The 17,928-nt window shown below is 71.6% G+C and carries 14 protein-coding genes, 2 tRNA genes and 1 pseudogene; 2 read left to right on the top strand and 15 right to left on the bottom strand.

The genetic code is table 11. The annotated features are described in order from the left end of the window. Positions 1-145: 145 nt before the first annotated feature. Positions 146-2,011 (bottom strand): translation elongation factor 4, encoded by a 1,866-nt coding sequence (lepA, locus tag OG207_RS28540; RefSeq protein WP_189736883.1) that lies wholly within the window; start codon positions 2,009-2,011, stop codon positions 146-148. Positions 2,012-2,266: 255 nt separating this feature from the next. On the opposite strand from lepA, the gene rpsT reads away from it, so the two are divergent. After that, positions 2,267-2,533, top strand: a complete 267-nt coding sequence (gene rpsT, locus OG207_RS28535; protein ID WP_030010251.1) for a 30S ribosomal protein S20 — start codon at positions 2,267-2,269, stop codon at positions 2,531-2,533. 198 nt (positions 2,534-2,731) lie between these two features. Here the strand turns inward: rpsT and OG207_RS28530 are convergent, their stop codons facing one another. Both OG207_RS28530 and holA read right to left on the bottom strand, forming a co-directional pair. Then, positions 2,732-3,124 carry a hypothetical protein gene (locus OG207_RS28530; RefSeq protein ID WP_329102146.1) on the bottom strand — a complete coding sequence of 131 codons (393 nt, stop codon included), beginning with the start codon at positions 3,122-3,124 and terminating at the stop codon, positions 2,732-2,734. A 12-nt stretch (positions 3,125-3,136) separates the two neighbouring features. Then, entirely contained in the window at positions 3,137-4,129 is a 993-nt protein-coding gene (holA, locus tag OG207_RS28525) for a DNA polymerase III subunit delta (protein WP_329102144.1), read from the bottom strand. Positions 4,130-4,190: 61 nt separating this feature from the next. On the opposite strand from holA, the gene OG207_RS28520 reads away from it, so the two are divergent. Then, positions 4,191-4,433 (top strand): hypothetical protein, encoded by a 243-nt coding sequence (locus OG207_RS28520; RefSeq protein WP_266596562.1) that lies wholly within the window; start codon positions 4,191-4,193, stop codon positions 4,431-4,433. 11 nt (positions 4,434-4,444) lie between these two features. Here OG207_RS28520 and OG207_RS28515 read toward each other — a convergent pair whose 3' ends face one another. The 12 genes and pseudogenes from OG207_RS28515 to OG207_RS28460 form a co-directional block, all read right to left on the bottom strand. Next, complete coding sequence (locus OG207_RS28515) at positions 4,445-5,326, bottom strand: YceI family protein (protein ID WP_402695080.1); 882 nt, start codon at positions 5,324-5,326, stop codon at positions 4,445-4,447. A gap of 136 nt (positions 5,327-5,462) precedes the next feature. Beyond that, positions 5,463-7,688 (bottom strand): annotated as a pseudogene (locus tag OG207_RS28510) (ComEC/Rec2 family competence protein); the annotation flags it as partial. A 146-nt stretch (positions 7,689-7,834) separates the two neighbouring features. Continuing rightward, positions 7,835-8,512 carry a ComEA family DNA-binding protein gene (locus OG207_RS28505; RefSeq protein WP_329102142.1) on the bottom strand — a complete coding sequence of 226 codons (678 nt, stop codon included), beginning with the start codon at positions 8,510-8,512 and terminating at the stop codon, positions 7,835-7,837. 452 nt (positions 8,513-8,964) lie between these two features. Then, positions 8,965-9,810 carry a DegV family protein gene (locus OG207_RS28500; RefSeq protein WP_329102140.1) on the bottom strand — a complete coding sequence of 282 codons (846 nt, stop codon included), beginning with the start codon at positions 9,808-9,810 and terminating at the stop codon, positions 8,965-8,967. Between the two features lie 349 nt (positions 9,811-10,159). Then, a complete protein-coding gene (locus OG207_RS28495; RefSeq protein ID WP_329102138.1) occupies positions 10,160-10,927 on the bottom strand; it encodes a hypothetical protein in 768 nt (255 codons plus the stop codon). Between the two features lie 130 nt (positions 10,928-11,057). Beyond that, the gene (gene leuS, locus OG207_RS28490; RefSeq protein ID WP_329102136.1) at positions 11,058-13,928 is read right to left on the bottom strand and encodes a leucine--tRNA ligase; all 2,871 of its coding nucleotides are present in this window, start codon (positions 13,926-13,928) and stop codon (positions 11,058-11,060) included. 254 nt (positions 13,929-14,182) lie between these two features. Continuing rightward, positions 14,183-14,255: transfer RNA gene (locus tag OG207_RS28485), tRNA-Ala, on the bottom strand. 131 nt (positions 14,256-14,386) lie between these two features. Further along, a complete protein-coding gene (locus tag OG207_RS28480) occupies positions 14,387-14,620 on the bottom strand; it encodes a hypothetical protein (protein WP_008738908.1) in 234 nt (77 codons plus the stop codon). Positions 14,621-14,764: 144 nt separating this feature from the next. Then, positions 14,765-14,837: transfer RNA gene (locus tag OG207_RS28475), tRNA-Ala, on the bottom strand. Positions 14,838-14,960: 123 nt separating this feature from the next. Further along, on the bottom strand, positions 14,961-15,617 hold the full coding sequence (locus OG207_RS28470) for a histidine phosphatase family protein (protein ID WP_266602711.1): 657 nt from the start codon (positions 15,615-15,617) through the stop codon (positions 14,961-14,963). Next, on the bottom strand, positions 15,614-16,060 hold the full coding sequence (gene rsfS / locus OG207_RS28465) for a ribosome silencing factor (protein WP_030008628.1): 447 nt from the start codon (positions 16,058-16,060) through the stop codon (positions 15,614-15,616). The genes OG207_RS28470 and rsfS overlap by 4 nt, the downstream gene beginning before the upstream one ends. A gap of 119 nt (positions 16,061-16,179) precedes the next feature. Beyond that, the gene (locus tag OG207_RS28460; RefSeq protein ID WP_329102133.1) at positions 16,180-17,925 is read right to left on the bottom strand and encodes an LCP family protein; all 1,746 of its coding nucleotides are present in this window, start codon (positions 17,923-17,925) and stop codon (positions 16,180-16,182) included. Positions 17,926-17,928: the final 3 nt, after the last annotated feature.

The raw sequence follows: 17,928 nt of genomic DNA, 5'->3' as shown, positions 1-17,928 counted from the left end.
TAAACTGGCGAGTAACCGTCGAGCAGTGATCAGACTAGAGCGCGACCGGCGCGTGCGTAAGGGCCCGCGAGCGGCCGCTTGATAACGAAACAGGCCCCCGCACCGGAGTGCGGGGGCCCGTCTGCGTCGGGTGACGGCGGGGCTGCTACTTCTTCTTGCCGCCGGACTCGTCACTGGAGAGGACGGCGATGAAGGCCTCCTGCGGGACCTCCACGGAGCCGACCATCTTCATCCGCTTCTTGCCTTCCTTCTGCTTCTCCAGCAGCTTCCGCTTACGGGAGATGTCACCGCCGTAGCACTTGGCGAGGACGTCCTTGCGGATGGCGCGGATGGTCTCGCGGGCGATGACGCGGGAGCCGATCGCGGCCTGGATCGGCACCTCGAAGGCCTGCCGCGGGATGAGCTCGCGCAACTTGGCGACGAGGCGCACGCCGTAGGCGTAGGCGGCGTCCTTGTGCGTGACGGCGGAGAAGGCGTCGACCTTGTCGCCGTGCAGCAGGATGTCGACCTTGACCAGGCTGCCGGACTGCTCGCCAGTGGGTTCGTAGTCCAGGGAGGCGTAACCGCGCGTCTTGGACTTCAGCTGGTCGAAGAAGTCGAAGACGATCTCCGCGAGCGGGAGGGTGTAGCGGATCTCGACCCGGTCCTCGGAGAGGTAGTCCATGCCGAGGAGGGTGCCGCGGCGCTGCTGGCACAGCTCCATGATCGCGCCGATGAACTCGGTGGGCGCGAGCACGGTGGCCTTGACGACCGGCTCGAACACGTCCGAGATCTTGCCCTCGGGGAACTCGCTCGGGTTGGTGACGGTGACTTCCTTGCCGTCCTCCATGACCACCCGGTAGACCACGTTGGGCGCGGTGGCGATCAGGTCGAGGCCGAACTCGCGCTCCAGGCGCTCGCGGACCACGTCCAGGTGGAGCAGGCCGAGGAAGCCGACGCGGAAGCCGAAGCCGAGCGCCGCCGAGGTCTCCGGCTCGTAGACGAGCGCGGCGTCGTTGAGCTGCAGCTTGTCCAGGGCCTCGCGCAGGTCGGGGTAGTCCGAGCCGTCGAGCGGGTAGAGGCCCGAGAAGACCATCGGCCGCGGGTCCTTGTAGCCACCGAGGGCTTCGGTGGCGCCGTTGTGCAGGCTGGTGATGGTGTCACCGACCTTGGACTGACGGACGTCCTTCACGCCGGTGATGATGTAGCCCACTTCGCCGACGCCGATGCCGTCGGACGGGGTCATCTCCGGGGAGGAGACACCGATCTCCAGCAGCTCGTGGGTGGCGCCGGTGGACATCATCCGGATGCGCTCGCGCTTGTTCAGCTGCCCGTCGACCACACGGACGTACGTGACGACGCCGCGGTACGAGTCGTAGACGGAGTCGAAGATCATGGCGCGGGCCGGAGCGTCCTTGACGCCGACCGGGGCCGGGACCGTGGCGACGACCTTGTCGAGCAGCGCCTCGACGCCGAGACCGGTCTTCGCCGAGACGCGCAGCACGTCCTCGGGCTGGCAGCCGATCAGGTTCGCGAGCTCCTCCGCGAACTTCTCCGGCTGGGCGGCCGGCAGGTCGATCTTGTTCAGGACGGGGACGATCGCGAGGTCGTTCTCCATCGCCAGGTACAGGTTGGCGAGGGTCTGCGCCTCGATGCCCTGGGCGGCGTCCACCAGGAGGACGGTGCCCTCGCACGCGGCGAGGGAGCGCGAAACCTCGTAGGTGAAGTCGACGTGCCCGGGGGTGTCGATCATGTTGAGGATGTGGGTGTTGCCCTGACCCTCGCCCGTGGTGGGCGCCCAGGGCAGCCGGACCGCCTGGGACTTGATCGTGATGCCGCGCTCACGCTCGATGTCCATGCGGTCGAGGTACTGGGCGCGCATCTGCCGCTGGTCGACCACACCGGTGATCTGGAGCATCCGGTCGGCAAGGGTCGACTTGCCGTGGTCGATGTGCGCGATGATGCAGAAGTTGCGGATCAGCGCCGAGTCGGTACGGCTCGGCTCGGGCACGTGGCTGGGGATCGCGGGCACGCAGTGTCCTGATTCTCGGTCGCAGTCGGAAGCGTTTGCGGAGCGTCGGTCGGAGCGAAAGTCCGGCTCCCGTCGCTGTCGGCGGCGCGATGTCGGATCTCTACGCAGACTCCCATGGTCCCATGGACGGGGCAGTGCGCTCGGTTTGGGCCGCCCGCAGCGTGCCTGGTAGCCTGGGCAGCTGTGTCTCGTATGCCCTCTCAGCTGTCGAGGCACAATCCGAAGATCAAACTCTGAACCTGAAAAGGCTCTTTCGTGGCGAACATCAAGTCCCAGATCAAGCGGAACAAGACGAACGAGAAGGCGCGCCTGCGCAACAAGGCCGTCAAGTCCTCGCTCAAGACCGCGATCCGCAAGGCCCGCGAGGCCGTCCTCGCCGGTGACGTCGAGAAGGCCACCGTGGCTTCTCGCGCTGCCGCGCGTGCGCTCGACAAGGCTGTCTCGAAGGGTGTCATCCACAAGAACGCCGCCGCCAACAAGAAGTCGGCGCTGGCCACCAAGGTTGCCTCCCTGCAGGGCTGAAGCTCCTGATGTGATCGCCGGAAGGGACCCAGTGGGCCCTCTCTCCCGCTCCTGACCGGCACCCCGCTCCGCACACGAAGCGTTCGCCACGCGGGTGCGGCGCAACCAGAAGTATCCGAAGGCCCCGGCCTCCTCCCTTCCCCAGGGCGGTGGCCGGGGCCTTCGTGCTGTCCGGCGCACCGCACGGGGCGGGCCTGCTCAGTCGTAGATGTCCTGCGGAGGTACCCGGTGCGGGAGGGGGCGGCGCCAGTCGCCCTCGCGGGCGACGAGGATCCGGCGGGCCAAGGTGCGCAACCCGCTCCAGGCGGGCTCCGTCGTCAGGGACCCGGCCCACGGGCCGGCGCGGCCGAGGACGTCCGCCTCGTCGAGGAGCCGGCTGATGGCCCGGAGGTCACACTGGACCTGCGGTGCGAGGGTCCCCCGCTCCTGCATCCCCTCGGCCAGGTGGAGGACGAAGTCGACGTCCTCGACGAGGGGGGCGCTCTTCACGCCGTGCTCACCGGCCCAAGCCAGCTGGTCCGGGGCATCGGCGGCAAGGATGCCCAGCAGCTTCGCGATCCAGCGCTCCCAGTGCTCGGCATCGACGCTCATGCGGGACGTCCGCTAACGGCGCTGGGGGCGGGCCGCGCGGGCCACCGCGACGACCGCCTTCTCCAGGGCGTACTCGGGGTCGTCGCCGCCGCCCTTGACCCCGGCGTCGGCGGCGGCCACGGCGCGCAGGGCGTCCGAGACCCCGTCCGCCGACCAGCCGCGCATCTGCTGGCGGACCCGATCGATCTTCCACGGCGGCATGCCCAGGTCCCGGGCGAGGTCGCCGGGGCGGGCTCCGCGCGGGGCGGAGGCGAGCTTGCCGATCGCGCGGACCGCCTGCGCCAGGGCGCTGGTGATCAGGACCGGCGCCACCCCGGTGGACAGGGACCAGCGCAGGGCTTCGAGTGCCTCGGCCGCGCGCCCCTCGACCGCCCGGTCGGCGACCGTGAAGCTGGAGGCCTCGGCCCGCCCGGTGTAGTAGCGGGCGACGACGGCCTCGTCGATGGTGCCTTCGACGTCGGCGCACAGCTGCGCGGCGGCGCTCGCCAGCTCCCTCAGGTCGCTGCCGATCGCGTCCACCAGGTTCTGGCAGGCCTCCGGGGTCGCCGACCGGCCGAGCGTGCGGAATTCGCCCCGCACGAAGGACAGCCGGTCCGCGGCCTTCGTCATCTTCGGGCAGGCGATCTCCCGCGCGCCCGCCTTGCGCGCGGCGTCCAGCAGGCCCTTGCCCTTGACCCCGCCCGCATGGAGGAGGACCAGGATGATCTCCTCGTAGGGTGCGGCGAGGTAGGCCTTGACCTCCTTGATCGAGTCGGCGGACAGGTCCTGCGCGTTGCGCACGACCAGCACCTTGCGCTCGGAGAAGAGCGAGGGGCTCGTCAGCTCGGCAAGCGTGCCGGGCTGGAGCTGATCGGAGGTGAGGTCGCGGACGTCCGTGTCGGCGTCGGCGGCGCGGGCGGCCGTCACCACCTCGCGCACGGCGCGGTCGAGCAGCAGCTCCTCCTGCCCCACCGCGAGGGTGAGCGGGGCGAGCGGATCGTCGGTGGAGTTCTTCCTGGTGGCCATCGGCTCCAGCATCCCACGCCGCACTGACAGCCCATCGCCCCGCGTACCCGAGAATGGTCGCGTGAATGTGCGACACGTACTCGTCCTGCCCGACCGCGACGCCGCCGAGGAGGTGGCCCAGGAGGCCGTCGACCGCTTCGGCCTCCCGGAGGAGCCGCAGTTGGTCCGCGACGCGCTGGCCGGCGAGGACGACGCCGAGGACGCCCAGTGGCTGGTGATCGTCGAGGACCCGCGGGAACGGCTCGACACCACCTCGCTGGACGACCTCGCCGCCGAGTACGAGGGCTGGCTGGAAGCCCCGTAGGGGACTGCGCGTCAGGCCTTGCGCACGGCCTGGACGTCCAGCGTCACTTCCACGCTCGAACCGATGGCCGCGATCCCGTGCGCCAGCATCGACTGCCAGTTCAGGGTGAAGTCCTCGCGGTGCAGCTCGGTGGTGGCCCGGCAGGCCGCCCGGAGCTCGCCCTCCAGGCCGGTGCCCAAACCCAGGTACTGGGTGTCCAGGGTCACGGACCGGCTCACCCCGTGGAGGGTCAGCGCCCCGGCGACGGTCCACGCGCTGCCGCTGCGGTGGATGAACCGCTCGCTGTAGAACTCCACCGTCGGGTGGCGGACCGCGTCCAGGAAGTCCCCCGACCTCAGGTGGTCGTCGCGCAGCCGCACCCCGGTGTCGATGCTCGCCGCATCGATGATCACGTGCATGGAGGAGTCCTCCATGCGCTCGGCTATCCGTACCGCCCCGGCGAACGTGGTGAACCGGCCGCGGATCCGGGCCAGACCGATGTGGCGGGCCGTGAAGCCGATGGACGAGTGCGTCGGGTCGAGCTCCCAGTGGCCGGGCTGCGGCAGCAACGGCGGCTCCACCGTGTTGAGGATGATCTCCGCGGTGCCGGGCTGCCCCGGATCCCCCACGATCGTCACCCCGTGGAAGGGCGCGTACCCCTCCGCGGTCACGGAGAGCCGGTACTCCCCCTCCGGTACGGCCACGGCGAAGCCACCGTACGGGTCGGTCTCGCCGCTGACGATGCGCCGGCCGATCGGGTCGGTCACCTCGAACGCGGCCTGCCGAACCGGTCGGTGGACCGTGTCGAGAACCCGGCCGCTGAGCAGACGCGCCGTCGGCGGCAACGTCAGTGTCGCGGATGTGGTCGGGCTGGAACTTCCGGCCGACTCCATCCCCCGTCGGCGACCGAACATGGCTGATGCACCCCCGTGCTGTGTGGACTTGGACCGTTCTGGCGAAGACGCATTCGATCATGCTGTCGGGTTGTGGGCAAACAGAGTGGTCGCGCCCGGTATGGCCGCGCCGATTCCGCCGCCGATTGGCCGGAAACGAACGTAACTGAACTCCGCTTCCTGCGACGGCGATCGAGCCGTCGGTGTCGGTGCGCAGCACGGTCGACCCCAACTCCCGCAGCCGGGCGAGCGTACTCGGCGCGGGGTGTCCGTAGCGGTTGGCCGCGCCGACGGGAACGAGCGCGAGCCGTGGCCGGATCCGGGCGTACAGCTCCGGGTCCTGGTGCGCGGAACCGTGATGGGCGACCTTGAGGACGTCCACCGGGCCGAGGTCCGGATGTGCCCTCAAGAGGGCTTGCTGGGCGGGAGGTTCGAGGTCGCCGAGCAGGAGCAGGGTCAGCCCCGCGCCGCGCACCGACAGGGCGACGCTCGCATCGTTAGGCCCCTCGGGCGGAGGCCCGGCCGGCGGCGGCCAGAGCACCTCCCACTCGAACGCCCCGGCCCGGCGGCGCTCGCCCTGCACCGCCTTCACGATCGGCACGCCGGCGGCCGCCGCGGTCCGCCGGACGAACTCGGCCTGCCCCGGCGGATCTTCGAGTGCGGTGGTCTGGATCACACCGACGGACCGGCCCCGCAGCACCCCCGGCAGACCTCCTACGTGGTCGGCGTGAAAGTGGGTCAGCAGGAGCAGCGGAACGCGGTGCACGCCCAGGGCGCGCAGACACTCGTCCACCGGTCCGGGCTCCGGGCCGGCGTCCACCACCAGGGCCTCCCCCGGGCCGACGGAGAGCGCAGCAGCGTCCCCCTGCCCGACGGCGCACTGAACGTAGCTCCAGTCGGGCGGCGGCCAGCCGGAGAGCGTGCGGGTGAGCTGCGGTGGCCGCAGTACGGCCAGGAGCAGCAGCGCCGCCAGGGCGGAGCAGAGCCACCCGCGCCCGCGGAACCGGACACCGACGACCACGACGACGGCCAGGGTGGCGGCGGCCAACAGAACGCCGCCGGTGAGCCCGCCCGGCCACGAGAGCTCCGCACCCGGAAACCGGGCCCCGGCCCGGGCCACACCCGCGATCCACCCCGCCGGCACCCCCGCGCAACGGGCGAGCAGCTCCGCGGCGGGCATCCACACCGGAGCCACCGCGAGCGAGGCGAAGCCGAGTACCGTCGCGGGACCGGCCGCCAGTTCGGCCAGCAGGTTGCACGGCACCGCCACCAGGCTGACCCGGGCGGCCAGCACGGCCACCACGGGCGCGCACACCGCCTGCGCGGCCGCGGCAGCTCCCAGCGCCTCGGCGAGTCGCGGCCCCGCCCCACGGCGCCGCAGGGCTTGGCTCCATCGCGGAGCGAGGGTGAGCAGCGCCCCGGTGGCCAGCACGGAGAGCAGGAAGCCGTAGCTGCGGGCCAGCCACGGGTCGTAGAGCACCAGCAGCAGCACGGCCGCGCCCAGGGCCGGGATCAATGACCTGCGCCGTCCGGTGGCGATGGCCAACAGGGTGACCGCACCGCAGGCAGCTGCTCGCAACACGCTCGGTTCCGGCCGGCACACCACCACGAAGGCCAGCGTCAGGGCCGCCCCGCACAGGGCGGTCACCCGCAGCGAGAGGCCGAGCCGGGGTGCCAGCCCGCGCCGTTCGGCCTGCTGCGCCCGGGCCGGGGACCCGATGAGCAGGAACAGCACCACGGTCAGGTTGGACCCGGAGACGGCCAGCAGGTGCAGCAGGTCGGTGGCCCGAAAGGCCTCGTGCAGATCGGGCGGAACCCTGGACGTGTCCCCGACGACCAGCCCCGGCAGCAGGGCCCCGGCGTCCGGTGCGAGCCCTTCGGTGGCCTCGCGCAGCCCGGATCGCATCCGCCCCGCGATCCGCTGGACGGTATCCGGGCCGCCGGTCACCCCGGGCGGGGTGTCACCGGCCGGGCGGAGCAGCGCCACGGCCCGCTCCCCGCCCTGCGCCGGGGCCAGCCGGGCGGCCGCCACCACCCGGGTGGAAGGCTGCAGGCGGGCCCATTCCGGATGCCCGGCCAGCACCCGTACCGGGGTATCGACCCAGGTGCTCGACCCGTCGGGCCCGGTCACCCGGGTCACCACCGCGTCCAGCACCACCACCGGTGGCCCGCTCGCGCTCCGGGCGGCCCTGGGGTCGGAGCCGACGGTGAGCTCCGCGAAAACACGGGCGTGTTGCCGTGCCAGACCGGTCACCGGCCCGGCCCGTGCCTCGGCCTGCTGGAGCCCTGCCACCCCCGCCCCGGCGGCCCCGCACAGCAGGGCCGCCGCAGCGACCGGCGCGAGCCGCCACAGCCGGCCCGGACGCCGGCACGCGCCCAGCATCAGCAGGCCCGCGCAGACCATCGCCAGGCCCACCCCGAGGGCGGTCTGGTGGACGGGCATGTCCAGGGCGACCGCGGCCGCCGCCCAGGCGGCCACGGCGGGCACCGCGAGGCGGAGGTCCGGCGGAACCGGTCCCGCCGGGCGGTTCACGGCCGCACCAGCGCGCGCAGGTCGGCGAAGCGCCGCTCACCGATGCCGTCGACCTGGCGGAGCTCCTCCACGGAGCGGAAGCCGCCGCGGGCGGTACGGAAGTCGACGATGTGCTGCGCCAGTACCGGCCCGACCCCCGGCAGGCCGTCGAGCTGGGCGACCGTGGCCGAGCCCAGGCTCAGCGGTCCGGGGCCGAGGCCGGCGCCCGGACCGGAGCCGACACCGCCGCCCGCACCGGCGGCCGGTGGCGGCTGCGCCGGGGCGCCCACAACCACCTGCTCGCCGTCGACCAGCACGCGGGCCCGGTTCAGCCCGGTCGTGTCGGTGCCGGGAGGCACTCCCCCGGCGGCGGCCAACGCGTCCTCCACCCGCGAACCGGCGGGCAGCCGCCGTACCCCGGGGTCCCGGACCTTGCCACTGACGTCGACGACGATCCGCGCGGCCCCACCGACCCCGCCGGTCCCCGCTGCCGGAGCCCCGGCCGGTGCCGTGGCCGCCGCCGGTACGGCCCCCGGGGCGACCACCGCGGGTACGGTCACCGCCCGCGGCCTGTCCGCCCAGTACTGCTGCCCGGCGAAGCCGACCGCGGCGAGCAGCACCACTCCGACGGCAGCCACCGCACGCGGCCGCATCTCGCAGCGGTCCTGCAGCCACAGCGGTAGCCGCTCCCGCACGGCCAGCCTCCACGCAGCCCCTGAGGGCAGCCCGGGCGCCTCATCGGGCGGCGCCTGCACATCCACCCCGTCGGGGGCCCCGGGCGGGGTCTGGAGCGCCCGGAGCGGCGCGGGCGGGGGCGGTGGCGGGGGCGGTACATGCGGCGGGCTGCTGCCGCCCAGCAAGGCCTCGGCCCGTCGGCGCACCGCGCCCGGCTCCGGATGAGGAACCCGCCGGCCACGTCGCGCCGTACGACGATGGCGCAGGCCGCTGCCGGAGAGCCGGCCATCGGAAAGTCGGCCGTCGGAGAGACGGGAGCGACCCGGGCCACCGGTGGCGCCCGACGGATGCGAAGCACGCGTTCGAAGAGTCATGCCACGACCGTAGAGGCCGATCCCGTCCCCGGTTCGGATCACTCAATTCCGGTGGAAAAAAGCTCCCTTGTGGATAACCGAGCCACCCGTTCCGGTGATCAGCGGGGCGAGACGACCGCCGCCAGCAGCCCCGGGCCGGTGTGCGCCCCGATCACCGCGCCGACCTCGCTGACGTGCAGTTCGACCAGCCCGGGGATGCGTTCGCGGAGCCGCTCGGCGAGCTTCTCCGCCCGCTCCGGAGCCGCCAGGTGGTGCACAGCCACATCGACGTCGGCGGAGCCGGCGCGCGCGACGGCCAGCTCTTCCAGGCGGGCGATGGCCTTGGCCGACGTACGGACCTTCTCCAGCATCTCGATCCGCCCGCCGTCCAGCGTCAGCAGGGGCTTCACCGCCAGGGCGGAGCCGAGGAGGGCCTGCGCGGCCCCGATCCGGCCGCCGCGGCGGAGGTAGTCGAGGGTGTCGACGTAGAAGTACGCGGCCATGTCCGCCGCGCGCTTCTCTGCGGCCGCCACGGCCTCGTCCACGGATCCGCCCGCCTCGGCGACCTCGGCGGCGGCGAGCGCGCAGAAACCGAGGGCCATCGCGACCATGCCGGTGTCCAGGACGCGGACCGGAACGGGTGCGGTCCTGGCGGCGACCACGGCCGCGTCGTAGGTGCCGGAGAACTCGGCGGACAGGTGCAGGCTGACGATGCCCGTCGCCCCGGCGTCCGCCGCCTCCCGGTAGGCCCGGACGAACTCCTCCGTGCTCGGGCGCGAGGTAGTGACCGAGCGGCGCTTCTGCAGGGCCAGGGCCAGGCTGCGCGCCGAGATCTCGGTGCCTTCCTCGAGTGCCTCGCCGCCGAGCACGACGGTGAGCGGGACGGCGGTGATTCCGTGCCGCGCCATGGCCGGTCGGGGCAGGTAGGCCGTGGAATCGGTGACGATGGCGACATGGCGGGACATGAGCCGGAGGTTACCGCCCGTCGGGGCATGACGGCAGCCCGGCCCCACGACGCGACCGTCGGCGGGGGATGCTAGGGCGTCGGACCAGGCCGGGCCGGGCCGGGTAAAGCCGGATCGGGTCGGGCCGGGTCGGATCGGGGAACGGTGTCCCGTGCGCGCGCCCGCACGTCCGAGGAGCAGTCGACGTGAAGGCAGCCGGCGCGGAAGCAGCGGGCGCGGCACGTCAGCGACCGACGAGAACACCACGAGCGGGCGTGCGTGCCGGACACGCCGCGAGCCCCGCCTGACCGACGGACGAGGCCCTCTGAAGGGGCGGGAGCCTACGGTACGGGCCCCTGCACGCCCCGCCTCAGGTGGTGCTCTCCGGTCGGCGCGCCTTCTGCCAGGGGTACTGCGGCGCCGGAGCGGCCGGATTCAGGGCTTGCGGTTGATCCGCGCCCCACGTCGGGCTCGCCGCGTCCGCAGGCTGCCCCGGAGCGCTCCCCGGTGCCTGCGGCCGCCCCGTCGCGGCCCCGTTCGCCTGCGCCGCGTCCCACGCCGCGGCCGCCGCCGCGAGGTCGTCCACCGGCTCCCGCGACCAGTCCCGCAGCGCGTCGGACTCGACCTCGATCTGCGCCGACAGCGTGGACAGGTCGTCCTGTGCGAAGCGCTGGGCCCGGTCCCGCGCGGCCCACCGCAGCGAGTCCGCGGCCTGCTTGATCTTGGCCGTCCGCTCCCGCAGATCCGGCAGGCGCTCCGCGATCCGCCCGCGGTCCGGGTCCTGCTCGAGCCGCTTCAGCTCGTCGTCGAGCTCGCGCCCGTGCGCGCTCAGCCGCTCGAACAGCGCGATCGACTCGTGCAGCGAGGCGTCCACCCGGACCCCGTCCTGCAGTGCCTGCTCCGTGGCGCGCATCGAAGTCCGCAGGTCGAGCCGCAGCTGCGCCAGCGCCCCCGTGACCCCGACCTGGCCGAAGCTCTTGGCGCGCAGGGTGGTGTCCTCCACGGTCCGGCGCGCCTGCGTGATGGTCCGGTCCACACCGCGCTTGGTCGCCTGCACCACCTTGACGGTCGCGTACACGCCCAACCCCAGGAAGGTGAAAAGCACCATCAGCGCGAAGATGATCAACGCGGCCTCCATGAGCATCCCTTCCCCAGAACCCGACGGCTCTTTTCCGTCCCCTCCACGGTAAACGCCACGGGCAGGCCAGGGGTTCCAATCGAACCCCCAACCTGCCCGTACGGGATCCCCCCTATGCGGGGGTGCGCCCTCAGATGACGATGTTCACCAGCTTCGGCGCGCGCACGATCACCTTGCGGATCTCCGCGCCGCCCAGCGCCGCCACAACGCCCTCATCGGTCACGGCCAGCTGCTCCAGGTCCGCGTCGGAGATCGTCGGCGGCACCTCCAGCCGCGCCTTGACCTTGCCCTTGACCTGCACCACGCACGTCACGCTCTCGTCCACGACGTACGCCGGGTCCGCGACCGGGAAGTCCTGGTGGACCACGGACTCGCTGTGCCCCAGGCGGTGCCACAGCTCCTCCGCGATGTGCGGGGCCAGCGGGGCGACCAGCAGCACCAGGGCCTCGGCGACCGAGCGCTCCAGCGGGCGGCCCGCCTTCGTCAGCGCGTTGTTCAGCTCGGTGATCTTCGCGATGGCGGTGTTGAAGCGCAGCCCGGTCAGGTCCGAGCCGGCCCCGTCGATCGCCTTGTGCAGCGCGCGCAGGGTCGCCTCGTCCGGCTCACCGTCCACGACGGTGACCGCGCCGGTCTCCTCGTCCACGATGTTGCGCCACAGGCGCTGCAGCAGCCGGTACTGGCCCACCACGGCCCGGGTGTCCCACGGACGGGAGACGTCCAGCGGACCCATCGCCATCTCGTACAGGCGCAGCGTGTCCGCGCCGTACTCCTCGCAGATCTCGTCCGGCGTGACGGCGTTCTTCAGGGACTTGCCCATCTTTCCGTGCTCACGCTTGACCGGCTGGTCCTGGTAGAAGTAGCCGCCGTCGCGCTCCTCGACCTCGGCTGCGGGCACGTAGACACCGCGCGCGTCGGTGTACGCGTACGCCTGGATCATGCCCTGGTTGAAGAGCTTGTGGAACGGCTCCGCCGAGGAGACGTGACCCAGGTCGAACAGCACCTTCGACCAGAAGCGGGCGTACAGCAGGTGCAGCACCGCGTGCTCGGCACCGCCCACGTACAGGTCGACACCGCCGTGCGGCGCGCCCTCGCGCGGGCCCATCCAGTACTGCTCGATCTCCGGGTCCACCAGGGCCGAGGCGTTGTTCGGGTCCAGGTAGCGCAGCTCGTACCAGCAGGAACCGGCCCAGTTGGGCATGGTGTTGGTCTCGCGGCGGAAGGAGCGCACGCCCCGGCCGTCGCCCAGGTCCAGCTCCACGTTCACCCATTCGCCGTTGCGCGACAGCGGGGTCTCCGGCTTGGACGCGGCGTCGTCCGGCTCGAAGGTGCGCGGGGAGTAGTCCTCGACCTCCGGCAGTTCCAGGGGCAGCATCGACTCGGGCAGCGGGTGCGCGACGCCGTCCTCGTCGTAGACGATCGGGAAGGGCTCGCCCCAGTACCGCTGACGGCTGAACAGCCAGTCGCGCAGTCGGAAGTTGACCGTCCCCTCGCCGATGCCGCGCTCGGTCAGCCAGTCGGTGATCGCGGCCTTCGCCTCTACGACGCCCAGGCCGTCCAGGGCGATGCCCTCGCCCGTCGAGTTGACCAGCTTCGCGTCGTAGGAGACGAAGGCGTCGTCCCACTCGGCCGGGTCGGTGCCGCGCCCATCGGAGGGCTCCACGACGCAGCGCATCGGCAGCTCGAAGGCGCGCGCGAACTCGAAGTCGCGGCTGTCGTGCGCCGGGACGGCCATGATCGCGCCGGTGCCGTAGCCCATCAGCACGTAGTCGGCGATGAAGACCGGGACCTTGTCGCCGCTGACCGGGTTGATCGCGTACTCGCCGGTGAAGACACCGGTCTTGTCCTTGGCCTCGGCCTGCCGCTCGACGTCCGACTTCGCGGCGGCCTGCTTGCGGTAGGCGCTGACGGCCTCGGCCGGCGTGGCGTGCCCGCCGGTCCAGACCTCGTGGGTGCCCTCGGGCCAGGCGGCCGGGATGAACTTCTCCACCAGCGGGTGTTCGGGCGCCAGCACCATGTAGGTGGCGCCGAACAGGGTGTCCGGACGGGTGGTGAAGACGGTGATGGCCTCATCGCCCAGTGCGAAGTCGACGCGCGCGCCCTCGCTGCGGCCGATCCAGTTCCGCTGCTGCAGCTTGATGGCCTCGGGCCAGTCCAGCGCGTCCAGGTCGTCGATCAGCCGGTCGGCGTAGGCGGTGATCCGCATGTTCCACTGGCTCAGCCGGGACTTGAAGACGGGGAAGTTGCCGCGCTCGGACCGGCCGTCGGCGGTGACCTCCTCGTTGGCCAGTACGGTGCCCAGCCCGGGGCACCAGTTCACCGGCGCGTCCGAGGAGTACGCCAGCCGGTGCTCGTTCAGCACGTCGGCCCGCTCGGTCGCGGTCAGCCCGGCCCAGGCGCGGCCGCCGGGGACCTCGCGGGAGCCGTCCTCGAAGGCGGCGACCAGCTCGGTGATCGGCCGGGCCTTCTTCGCGTCGGCGTCGTACCAGGAGTTGTAGATCTGCAGGAAGATCCACTGGGTCCACTTGTAGTAGTCCGGGTCGATCGTGGCGAACGACCGGCGCTTGTCGTGGCCCAGGCCCAGCCGGCGCAGCTGGACCTTCATGTTCTCGATGTTGGCCTCGGTCGAGACGCGCGGGTGCGTGCCGGTCTGCACGGCGTACTGCTCCGCCGGCAGGCCGAAGGCGTCGAAGCCCAGGGTGTGCAGGACGTTGTGGCCGGTCATCCGCTGGTGGCGGGCGAAGACGTCGGTGGCGATGTACCCGAGCGGGTGTCCGACGTGCAGGCCAGCACCGGAGGGGTACGGGAACATGTCCATGATGAACTTCTTGGGCCGTGCGACCACCGCGGGGTCCCCGGCCAGGTCGCCGGTGGGGTTCGGGGCCTCGTACGTGCCCTGCGCGTCCCAGACGTCCTGCCAGCGTGCCTCGATGTCGGCGGCCATGGCAGCCGTGTAGCGGTGCGCCTCGGCCGCCTCGGGGGCCGGGGTGTTCGTCTCGCTCATGATTTCTGAAGCTCCATCGATCGTCTTCGCCGTCTCTGCCTGCCCAAACGAAAAAACCCCTCGCACAGGAGGGGACGCCGCGCCGATGCCGACCTCTCGTGGGTCGGCGCTGATCAGCGCGGCTCGGTAAGCAGAAGGCGTACGGCACGCATGGCGTCAGGGTACCGCAGCGGCCCCTTCTGACGCTCGGCCGTTCCATCCGTCGACACAACGAGAAGCGGGCCACCCGATCCGGGTGGCCCGCTTCTTCACTGTGGAGCTAAGGAGAATTGAACTCCTGACCTCCTGCATGCCATGCAGGCGCTCTACCAACTGAGCTATAGCCCCTTGTTGCGCTTGCCGCTTCGGTTTCCCTTGCCGGTTTCCCTTGGCGACGTCCCAAACATTACACGGTCATGGCCCCGGTCCAAAAATCGGTTTCCACCGACCAGAAGCCATGTCCGATTTAAGCCAACTTGTCACGCCCTCGCGAACTGGTAGAACCGCTTGAGCGTGCAGTGCTCGTCGAGCAGCCGGCCGTAGATCGGCTCCCCTTCCAGCTCGCGATACGTCTCGATCGGGTCGCCTTTTATGATCAGCGCCCGAGCGCATTCCTCGCACCAGTACTGGTAGTCGGGGTTGACCGGGTCCATGTCCCGCACGATCGGCGTGCCGTTGTTGCACCAGTCGCACCGGCGCCGGTGTGCACCCATCCGTCAGCGACTCCCTCCCGCGTCGGGCCGTCGTCTCCCCCTCCGGCGGTCACGATTCTGCCATGCCGGTGCGGGCGAGGTCAGCAAACACAATGGGTACAAAAGCAAGGATCCCGCCCCCTGTTGGGGACGGGATCCTGATTGTGGAGCTAAGGAGAATTGAACTCCTGACCTCCTGCATGCCATGCAGGCGCTCTACCAACTGAGCTATAGCCCCGCTCTCCGCTACGCTCCCCCCGTCTCCGGTGTTCTGCGCTGCGAACAAGAAGAACTCTAGCCTGTGACCAGCCGGAAAGTGAAATCCGGGTGGCAGCCCCGCCGGGGAGCGGCAGAAGGCCGCTCAGTCGTCGTCGCCGAGCACCGGTTCCGGCAGCGTGCCGGCGTTGTGCTCCAGCAGGCGCCAACCGCGCGCGCCCTCGCCGAGCACGGACCAGCAGCAGTTGGAGAGCCCGCCGAGGCCCTCCCAGTCGTACGCGTTCAGGCCCAGCAGGCGCCCGATCGTCGTACGGATGGTGCCGCCGTGGCTGACCACGACGAGGGTGCCGGACCGCGGCAGCCGGTCGACGTGTTCCAGCACCACCGGCGCGGCGCGGTCAGCGACCTCGGTCTCCAGCTCGCCACCGCCCCGGCGGACCGGTTCGCCGCGCTTCCACGCCGCGTACTGCTCGCCGTACTTCTCAAGGATCTCGTCGTGCGTGAGGCCCTGCCACTCGCCGGCGTACGTCTCGCGCAGCGCCGCGTCGTGCGACACCGTCAGCCCCGTGAGGGCCGCCAGCTCGGCAGCCGTGGCAGAGGCGCGCTGCAGGTCGGAGGCGACGATGGCATCCGGCTTCAGCGAGGCGAGCAACCGCGCGGAGCGGCGCGCCTGCGCCACACCCGCCTCGGTCAGCTCGATGTCCGTGGAGCCCTGGAAGCGGCGCTCCAGGTTCCACGAGGTCTGGCCGTGCCGCCAGAGGACGATCTTCCTGCCGGACTTGCCCGAGGTGGTCGCGCTCAGAACAGATCACCGTCCAGTTCGTCGTCGCCCGCCGCCTCGCGCAGCTTGGCGTGCTCCTCGGCCTTGCCGATGGTGAGCTTGGCGTCCTCGGGGAGCTCGATCTCGGGGCAGTCCTTCCACAGGCGCTCCAGCGCGTAGAAGACACGCTCCTCGCTGTGCTGGACGTGGACGACGATGTCGACGTAGTCGAGCAGGATCCAGCGGGCGTCGCGGTCACCCTCGCGGCGCACCGGCTTGGCGCCGAGCTCCTTCAGCAGGCGCTCCTCGATCTCGTCGACGATCGACTTGACCTGGCGGTCGTTGGGCGCCGAGGCGAGCAGGAAGGCGTCGGTGATCGACAGCACGTCGCTGACGTCGTACGCGATGATGTCGTGCGCGAGCCGGTCGGCCGCGGCCTGGGCGGCGGCGGTGATGAGCTCGATGGAGCGGTCCGTGGCGGTCACTGGCCATGCTTTCGGGTTGGCGGGCAGATCCTTACAAGGGTCTCATGTACCGCCGACACCGCCCGCGCGCAGCGTCGCGCGCGGGCGAAAGCCTCCGTCGGGGCCGCTCCGGAGCCCGGTCAGGACGCCTTGTAGTCCTTGCCCAGGATCACCACGACCTCCGCGTTCACCGCGTTCTCGGCCTTCTTCACGGCCGTCTCGGGCAGTCCCAGCGTCTTGGCGACCTCGATCGCGCGGTCCCGCTGCGCATCATCCTGGTAGGTGATCTGCGAGGTGGCCGCCGTCTTGTCGGCCTTGCCGCCGTCGACGAAGGCGTAGCCGCCGTTCACCAGCGCCGCCTTCGCCGCGACCTGCGTCTTCTCGTCGCCGGTGGCGTCCTTGAGGCCGACGCGCGGGGCCGCACCCGGCTGAGCGGCGGCGCCGGAGCCGCCCAGCACCTCCTTGACGACCGACTTGTTCGCGTCGTCCGTGAGCGTTCCGTCCGCCTTCACCGCGAGGACGTCCGTGCGGTACGCGCCCACCTTGGCGTGCGCGCCGAGCCGGGACAGCAGGCCCCCGAGGGTCTGCGCGTTCAGGGCCGGGTCGAGGATCTGACCGACGCTCTCGACGGTCACCGCCGCCGCCTTCGGGTCGCTCGGAACCTTGCGCAGCACCGCCTGGAGCACCTTGCCCACGCGTTCCAGCTGCTTGGCCTCCGGTTCGCCCTGCCCGCGGAACGTGGCGTACGCGACGGCCATCCGGCCGCTGAGGCTCTGCTTCTGGCCCTGGGCCACGGCCGGGGTCTTGGCCGCGTCGTCGGCCGGGACCGCGGTGTCGGTGTCGACCTCGATGCCGCCGATCAGCTCGACCAGGCTCTCCAGGAAGGGGGTGTCCAGGCGCCAGGTGCCGCCGATGCGGGTGCCCAGCACGGAGTCGAGGGCCTCGCGGGTGCCGAGACCGCCTTCCTCGACCGACTTGCCGAGCCCCGTCGCCGTCCCGTCCTGGCCGGTGACGGAAAGGTTGTTCGGGAGCAGGACGGTGGCGCCCTGCTTGGTGGTGACGTTGTCGACGAGCAGCGCCGAGGAGGTGCCGCCCTTCTTGGTGTTGTGCAGGTGGACGACGATGATGTCCCGCTTCTGCGGGCCGGCGTCGGCGCTCGCGCCGGTCTTCTTCTCGCCGGGGCCGTCGAGGAAGGGCAGCTTGCCCGCGTACCAGAGGTAGCCGAGTCCGCCGACGACGAACAGGGCGAGGACGACGATCAGCGCCACCACCCGGTTGCGGCCGCGGCGGCGGGCCTCCTCGCGGCGTTCGGTGCGGCTCTCGGTGAACTTGAGCCAGTCGATGACGTCCTCGGAGTCCTCGTCCGGCTGGTCGATGAAGGCGAACATCTCGGTGCGGTAGTCCCGGTCCGCCCGGGGCTCGCCGTCGTGCTCGCCGTCGTGCTCGCCGTCGTGGTCGCGGTCCTGCTCGTCGCCCCGCGCTCCGCCGTCTTCGGCGTCCGGCCGGCGCGGCTCGGGGACCTGGGCGGCCGGCCGCTCGGCGGGGGCCGGGGGCTCCGGGGCGGTCTGTTGCGGGATCCACTGCTGGGTCTGCTGCGTGTCGTACCCGTAGGCGGGCGCCTGGGTGTACTCCTGCTGCCCGTACTCCTGGGCGGCCGGCTGCTGCGAGTAGTACTGCTGTTGCGGCTGCTGCTGGCCGTAGCCCTGGTAGTCGTAGCCGTACTGCTGCTGCTCGTACTGCTGCCCGTACTGCTGCGGGACGGCCGGAGCGGGTTGGGCGGGCTGCGCGGGCACCTGGCCGTACACCGGCCGCCCGTACGCGTCGTAGCCGACGAACTGCTGCTCCTGGGCGGCATGCGGGTCGTACGGATCCTGTCGGTCGTTCACCGC

The sequence above is a fragment of the Streptomyces sp. NBC_01439 genome (genome assembly GCF_036227605.1).
Taxonomy (GTDB): domain Bacteria; phylum Actinomycetota; class Actinomycetes; order Streptomycetales; family Streptomycetaceae; genus Streptomyces.
The sequence above is the reverse complement of the archived record's forward strand: the minus strand, read 5'-3'. Positions and strand labels throughout refer to the sequence as shown.